Below are 6,199 nucleotides of genomic sequence, written 5' to 3'. Positions count from 1 at the left end.
CGCAGCTGTTCACCCAGTTCAGTCAGTTCACGTGGGCCGGTCATTTTTTCTTCCGGAAACTGATGCTGCTGCCCGATAGCGCGGATCATTCTGTCCAGCTTACGCACCGGTGCCGTAATGCGGCCAGAAGCCCACAGCACCAATAGCAGGGTCAGCAACACCAGCGCAACCGTTTGCCAGGCCAGTTGTTGTTGGCTCTCAACCACAAAATGCTGCTGTTGTTGCAGGTTTTTTTCCAGTAACAACCAGATTTGCTGCGTCAGTTGTTGTTGCTGTAAACGAAACTGCTGCATTACCGGCTCCAGTTCGCTGCTGCTAAGCGCAGTGAAATTGTCCAGAATGATTTGCAGCTGATACTGCTGTTGCTGGCATAACTGCGGCTGGCCGACATTGTCACACACCTGCTGTAGCAGGGCCTGATAATTATCCAGATGGGTTTGGGCTACCCGTGCTAACGCTTCGGTTTTTACTACGGCATGCTGGCGCACGGCCCGTTCTATATCGACCACCAGGTTCTGCATGTTCTCGGCACGGCGCACACTGGCAATCGAAGATTCAGCTTCTGCGACAGCGTTTTGGCTTACGCCATTAAGTGCCCTGTGGCTTTGCCACATCAATACCGCCACCGGGATCAGGGCGAGAAAAAAGCTCAATAACACCAGTTGCCGCAAAGAAGCAGTTTGCAAAGAAAAGCGCATAGTCGTTTGTCGTAATCGCAGGGCCATTAAGCATACCCTATTTTAACGGCAAAAAAAAAAGGCCAGTGGGGTTCTGGCCTTACAAAAATTCAGCGAAACCGCTGAACTCATGGGATAGTGGCGCAGGCGGCTTAAGCCGCCTCGGCCAGGTAAGATGGCTGGTAAGCCGTTGCCGCCGGTAATGCCGGTGCTGCAACTGGTTGTGTTGGGGTAGCGGCCATTTGAGCCTGTTCCCATGCCAACACGCTGTCGTTGTTCAGGTTTACACGGCGCAGCATGCTGATCACTACAGCTACGTTAGCCAGTAAAAACAACACTGTACCCATCAGAAATAAGTCCATAACAACCTCCGTTAAATGCAGCTTTACATCAGCGTGCTGCGTTCAGTCAGTTCGAAGGAGAATGTGGCAAAGGCACTTGGAAACCTGCACTTGCGACATTCTCCTGTAACGTCGCTTGGTATACTTAATACAAGGGTTGTGCCAAGTTTAAAAATTATTGATATTTTCATATAAATCAATTTCTTATTTATGTTTGATTTATAAGGAAGCAGTAGTGAGCAGATTAACTGTCGCAGTTCGGCGACAGTTAATCTGGCTTGAAAATAATATTGTTATTTATCAGATGGTTATGGTGTATGCTTTTGGCGACACATTGTGCAAGTTGTTGAATTTAATTATATAAACTCATATTTTTTGGCGACGCGGTCAAAATATTCCAGACATTGCTTGGCGTATTCGCGTTTTTCAACATAAGTACCCGGGAAAAAGCTTTTCTTAAAGCCATAGGCCACCATGTCTTTCAGCCGTTTCAGCGGAATATCAAAGTTATCCAGTGCCAGCTGATATTCTTTGCTGACAGTGGTGTTTGAAACCAGGCGGTTGTCGGTGCAAATTACCGTAGCAATGCGGCTTTCCAGCATGTCTTTAAATTTGTGCTGCTTAATATCGGTGATCGCCGGATTGGTTTGCAGGTTGCTGGTTAAGCAGACTTCAATCGCAATGCGTTTATCGGCAATGTAGGATGCCAGATTACGGATATAAGCCGCTTTATCCTGAATGTCGCCGTCGCTAATCATTTCTGGAATAAACATGGAGTAGCCATGGCCAATACGGTCGGCATAGCACTCGGTAATGGCTTCAAATACGCTCTCTGCGCCATAAGCTTCGCCGGCATGCAGCGTTTTCAACAAAAAATGCTGGTGGGCGTATTCGTACACCTCTTTAAACTTGCTGGCCGGGTAACCACTTTCCTGGCCGGCCAGATCCAGGCCGACAATTGGCATACCCTCTTCATCGCGCAGCCGCACACTGGCCCGCACCAGCTCCATCGCTGCCAGTTTAATGACATCCATCGGTGCAAAATCACGCATCAGTTGAAACAGGTTGGTGTAATAAGGCGAGAAGCCTTTGTCGCCAAACATGCGCATGGCGCAGTTAATAATGCCATAGGCAAAAGGTGGCTTCAGGCCGCTAAGCACCGGTTCAGAGCGGTTGTACTCCTGCATCGCGCGTTTTAAACCATTATTAACGGCGTGCATGACGCGGTCGAAATCGATGCCATTGGGTAAGTCGATAAGCAGTTGCGGGGCAAAACGCACTTCGATGTAGTTTACGCCTTCCAGTTGGTTATCTATCGCCAGCTCATAGGCTGCACGCTCCAGGTTCTCCATATCACGCAGTACGGCACAGGTGTACTGAAAGCAGTGTAAATATTCGCCCAGATTGTGGTATTTATCTTTAAATACCAGCTGTTTAAGCCCTTCTACGGTATCGGCAGGCAGTTTAGTACCGGTACGTTTGGCCATTTCAATCAGGCTTTGCAGGCGCAGACTGCCATCCAGATGCAGGTGAAGGTCGGATTTTGGCATCTCTTTGATAAACTCAGCAGAATAACGCGGCATAACAACTCCTTGGCAGATAACTGTCGTTAAGTGTATCGCAAATTCAGCGCTATTCGTGGCTTTACTGCCATATTAACCTGCAGCCTGCTTGCCTCGGCAACTTAACTGGCTTAAAACAAAGCAAATAATCAGAACAACAACATCAAAGGATCTGCCATGAAAGCTATATCCGCCCTGCTGGCAATCACTGCTGCACTACTGACCACCAGCCTGCTGGCCAAAACCGAAACTTTTACTCAGGGGCGTCAGCTTCTTTCTGCCAGCGAATTTCAGGTGCTGACACCCCGCCAGCGGGTTGCACCGGAAAACCGGATTTTAACTGAACGGCTTGAGCAGCTGCTGCCGCAATTGATGGCAGAAGCGGGCTTGGATATGTGGCTGGTGGTTAACCGCGAATATGCCGAAGATCCTGTGTACTTTACGTTGGTACCCCAGCCGACGTTTGCTGCCAGGCGCACCACTATGTTGCTGTTTAGCCGCAAAGCCGATGGCAGCCTGGAGAAGCTGTCGGTTAACCGTTATCCGCTCGGTGCGCCCTATGAGTCAGCGTGGTCTGGTGGCGATTTAGCGGCGCAGTGGCAGGCACTGGCAGCGGAAATTGTAAAGCGCTCGCCTAAGCAAATTGGCATTAACGTATCTGAATACTGGCCGGTAGCTGACGGGCTAACCTCGGGTTTGCATCAGCAACTGCTCAAAGTGTTACCTGCTGAATATCAGCCGCGCTTAGTGAGCGCCGAAAAATTAGTGATCCGCTGGCTGGAACAGCGCACGTCAAGCGAGCTGCAGTTATATCCTCAGGTGGTTGGTCTGGCCCGCGCTGTTATCGCCGAAGCGTTCAGCAATAAGGTGATTACACCCGGCGTAACCACTACTGACGATGTGGCCTGGTATATCCGCGAGCGGTTTGAGCAGTTGGATTTGCCGGTATGGTTTATGCCGTCGGTCAGTTTACAGCGTGCAGGTCAGGCTTGTGCAGCTGACAGCCCATTTTGCGGCAGTAGTGGCATTATTCAGCGTGGCGATGCGCTGCATACCGACGTCGGAATTTGTTATCTGAAACTATGTACCGATACGCAGGAGATGGCATACGTGCTTGATCATGGCGAAGCAGATGTGCCGGCAGGGTTAAAACAAGCACTGGCCACCAGCAACCGCTGGCAGGATCTGTTAACCAACGAATTCCGGGTTGGTCGCAGTGGCAACGAGGTGCTCTCTGCGACCCATAAAGCTGCGGCGAAAGCGAAGATTAACCACAGCACCTACACCCATGCGCTGGGTTTTGTCGGGCATGCACCGGGGCCGACCATTGGCATGTGGGATAATCAGGGGCCGACAGCAGTACAGGGCGACTGGCCGGTCTATGCTAACACCGCTTATGCGATTGAAGGCAACATCAAGCAGGTGGTGCCGGAGTGGCAAAACCAGCTGATACAGATAAAGCTGGAGCAAAGCGCATATTTTGACGGGAAACAGGTGATCTATCTGGCGGGCCGGCAGACACAGTGGCATCTGATACGTTAGTAAAGCGCTGTGGTGAGGCTCAGCCAGCCGTATCGGCGGCATATTTATTGATATTGGCAAAGGCCATCAGAATATCTTTGGCGTAGCTGACACGGGGGTGTTTCAGTGCCCCTTTACGCCAGACCAGGTAAATCACGTTTTCCGGGCCGGCTGCGCCTAAACGTACCAGTTCGCCGCTTTTAATACCATCGCGGCACAGGTAATCCGGCAATACGCTGTAGCCAACACCGGCTTTAACAATACCGGCAATCGCCCTGATGTCGGGGCAAATAGCTGCGATCGGTGACTGGCAGCTTTGATTAAACACGGCATTAAAATACTGCCGGATGAGCGGCAGCGTAGCGTCGTAGCTGACGACCGGATACAGCGCCAGTTGTTCGGCACTAAGAGGCAGCTGCTGCAGCTGCGTGCCGGTAAAGCGGTTTGCCACCAGCATCAGCCGCTCACTATCAATAATCTGATAGTCAAATGCTTCAGGATCGGGGGTTGAGGCGGTTATAGCCAGCTCTGCCGTGCCATCAGCCAACAGTTGGTAAATCCGTTCTTTGTTGCCGATATGTACCACCAGATTCACTTCACCGGCTTGTAGCAAATTGGCAAACTGCGCCCCGGCAATATGGCTGATGTACTCTGCCGGCCCGGCGATGTTTAATGTGCCGTATACTGCTTTACTGCGGTTGCGGACCGATGCCAGCTTTTGTTCTACCGCGTCCAGATGTGCCGATACCTGCAGCGCTAAATCGTGCGCTGCCGCTGTGGGCTCGACACCGCGGGCCTTGCGCTCAAACAGCGCCACACCTATCAGCGATTCAATACTTTGAATATGGGCAGTCGCGGCGGGCTGAGATAACCCCAGGTTAGCGGCCGCCTTGGTAATAGTACGACAGCGGTACACCTCAACAAAGGTGCGTAACTGAACAAAGTATGACATTGCAGTAAGTCATCAGAAATATGATGGCTGATCATAAAAGCGCTGAATTCTCATAGCAAGCGAAACCGCTTAAGCTTGTGTCATCTGATGCTGCAGCAGGCGGCGTAATAACAGACAAGTGAGGATATTATGTTTAAGCAAACACTTTTAGCGGTGGCAGTATTAAGCAGCCTGAGCCAAGTGGCTTTGGCAGAAGAAACCAGCAAGGGCCAAATCCTGGTGTTGTTATCCAGTGAAAGCCAGATGCAGCTACAGGATGGCAAAACCTTAACGACAGGTTATTACCTGAATGAATTTGGCGTGCCAGCGGATGCCTTTTTGCAGGCGGGTTATGAACTGATACTGGCAACGCCCAAAGGTAATGCCCCTGTGGCAGATGAGAAGTCGGTTACTGCGCAGTATTTCGGTGGCAGCGAAGCAGAAATGCAGCGTATTCAGCAGGTAATAGCGGCCATTCCCGGTATCGACGACACTTTGTCATTGCAGGAAGTGATCGACGGTGGCCTGGCGCAATATGAAGCCGTGTTTATACCCGGTGGCCATGCGCCGCTGATTGATTTAGCCAATAACCCGCAAGTCGGCACTATACTTAGGCATTTTAATGCACAGGCTAAACCAACGGCAGCGATTTGCCATGGCCCGATAGCGCTGCTGTCTGCCCAGCACAATCCGCAGCAATACCAGCAGGCACTGGTACAGCAAAAAACACCTGTGGCCAGCAACTGGATTTACCAAGGCTACAAAATGACCATTTTCTCTGACGCAGAAGAAACGGTATTTGAGGTGTCGTTAAAGGGTGACAAGTTGCAGTATTACCCTGGTAAAGCCATGCAACAGGCTGGTGGCAATATGCAATACAGTGAAGCCTGGACACCGAATGTGGTTATCGACCGAGAGCTGATTACCGGCCAGAACCCGTTTTCCGATAAAGCACTGGCAGCTGCGATGTTAAAAAAACTGGCGACTGCCGCCGAATAATGCTGTAAACCGATACGATTGGAGTTGTTATGTTGAACTTTACCTTTAAAAACCAAACCGAAATTCTGTTTGGTAAAGGCCAGATTAAAGAGGCTAAAAGCCGGTTACCGCAAGACGCCCGGGTATTACTGTTGTACGGCGGCGGTTCGATTAAACGTAACGGCGTGT

General features: G+C 50.7%; 5 protein-coding genes and 1 pseudogene. 2 read left to right on the top strand and 4 right to left on the bottom strand.

Annotation, left to right across the window (positions count from 1 at the left end):
- The 3 genes and pseudogenes from VIN66_RS12875 to VIN66_RS12865 form a co-directional block, all read right to left on the bottom strand.
- Positions 1 to 725: pseudogene (locus VIN66_RS12875) on the bottom strand (sensor histidine kinase); the annotation flags it as partial.
- Positions 726 to 829: 104 nt separating this feature from the next.
- Entirely contained in the window at positions 830 to 1,039 is a 210-nt protein-coding gene (locus tag VIN66_RS12870) for a hypothetical protein (protein WP_230818254.1), read from the bottom strand.
- Positions 1,040 to 1,374: 335 nt separating this feature from the next.
- Positions 1,375 to 2,601 carry an adenosine deaminase family protein gene (locus VIN66_RS12865; RefSeq protein WP_331924355.1) on the bottom strand — a complete coding sequence of 409 codons (1,227 nt, stop codon included), beginning with the start codon at positions 2,599 to 2,601 and terminating at the stop codon, positions 1,375 to 1,377.
- 156 nt (positions 2,602 to 2,757) lie between these two features.
- On the opposite strand from VIN66_RS12865, the gene VIN66_RS12860 reads away from it, so the two are divergent.
- Positions 2,758 to 4,122 (top strand): M24 family metallopeptidase, encoded by a 1,365-nt coding sequence (locus VIN66_RS12860; RefSeq protein ID WP_331924354.1) that lies wholly within the window; start codon positions 2,758 to 2,760, stop codon positions 4,120 to 4,122.
- A gap of 19 nt (positions 4,123 to 4,141) precedes the next feature.
- On the opposite strand, the gene VIN66_RS12855 is transcribed toward VIN66_RS12860, so the two are convergent.
- Positions 4,142 to 5,053, bottom strand: a complete 912-nt coding sequence (locus tag VIN66_RS12855) for a LysR family transcriptional regulator (protein ID WP_331924353.1) — start codon at positions 5,051 to 5,053, stop codon at positions 4,142 to 4,144.
- A gap of 129 nt (positions 5,054 to 5,182) precedes the next feature.
- On the opposite strand from VIN66_RS12855, the gene VIN66_RS12850 reads away from it, so the two are divergent.
- Positions 5,183 to 6,031, top strand: coding sequence for a type 1 glutamine amidotransferase domain-containing protein (locus VIN66_RS12850; RefSeq protein WP_331924352.1), 849 nt, complete (start codon positions 5,183 to 5,185; stop codon positions 6,029 to 6,031).
- Positions 6,032 to 6,199: the final 168 nt, after the last annotated feature.

Source organism: Rheinheimera sp., from assembly GCF_036568245.1.
GTDB lineage: Bacteria > Pseudomonadota > Gammaproteobacteria > Enterobacterales > Alteromonadaceae > Alishewanella.
Note: the sequence above shows the minus strand (reverse complement) of the source record. Positions and strands in the feature narration are given on the sequence as shown.

What these genes read in the sequence shown, in the direction of transcription:
- VIN66_RS12870 (WP_230818254.1), bottom strand. Translation starts at nt 1,039, where the DNA reads ATGGACTTATTTCTGATGGGTACAGTGTTGTTTTTACTGGCTAACGTA.
- VIN66_RS12865 (WP_331924355.1), bottom strand. Translation starts at nt 2,601, where the DNA reads ATGCCGCGTTATTCTGCTGAGTTTATCAAAGAGATGCCAAAATCCGAC.
- VIN66_RS12860 (WP_331924354.1), top strand. Translation starts at nt 2,758, where the DNA reads ATGAAAGCTATATCCGCCCTGCTGGCAATCACTGCTGCACTACTGACC.
- VIN66_RS12855 (WP_331924353.1), bottom strand. Translation starts at nt 5,053, where the DNA reads ATGTCATACTTTGTTCAGTTACGCACCTTTGTTGAGGTGTACCGCTGT.
- VIN66_RS12850 (WP_331924352.1), top strand. Translation starts at nt 5,183, where the DNA reads ATGTTTAAGCAAACACTTTTAGCGGTGGCAGTATTAAGCAGCCTGAGC.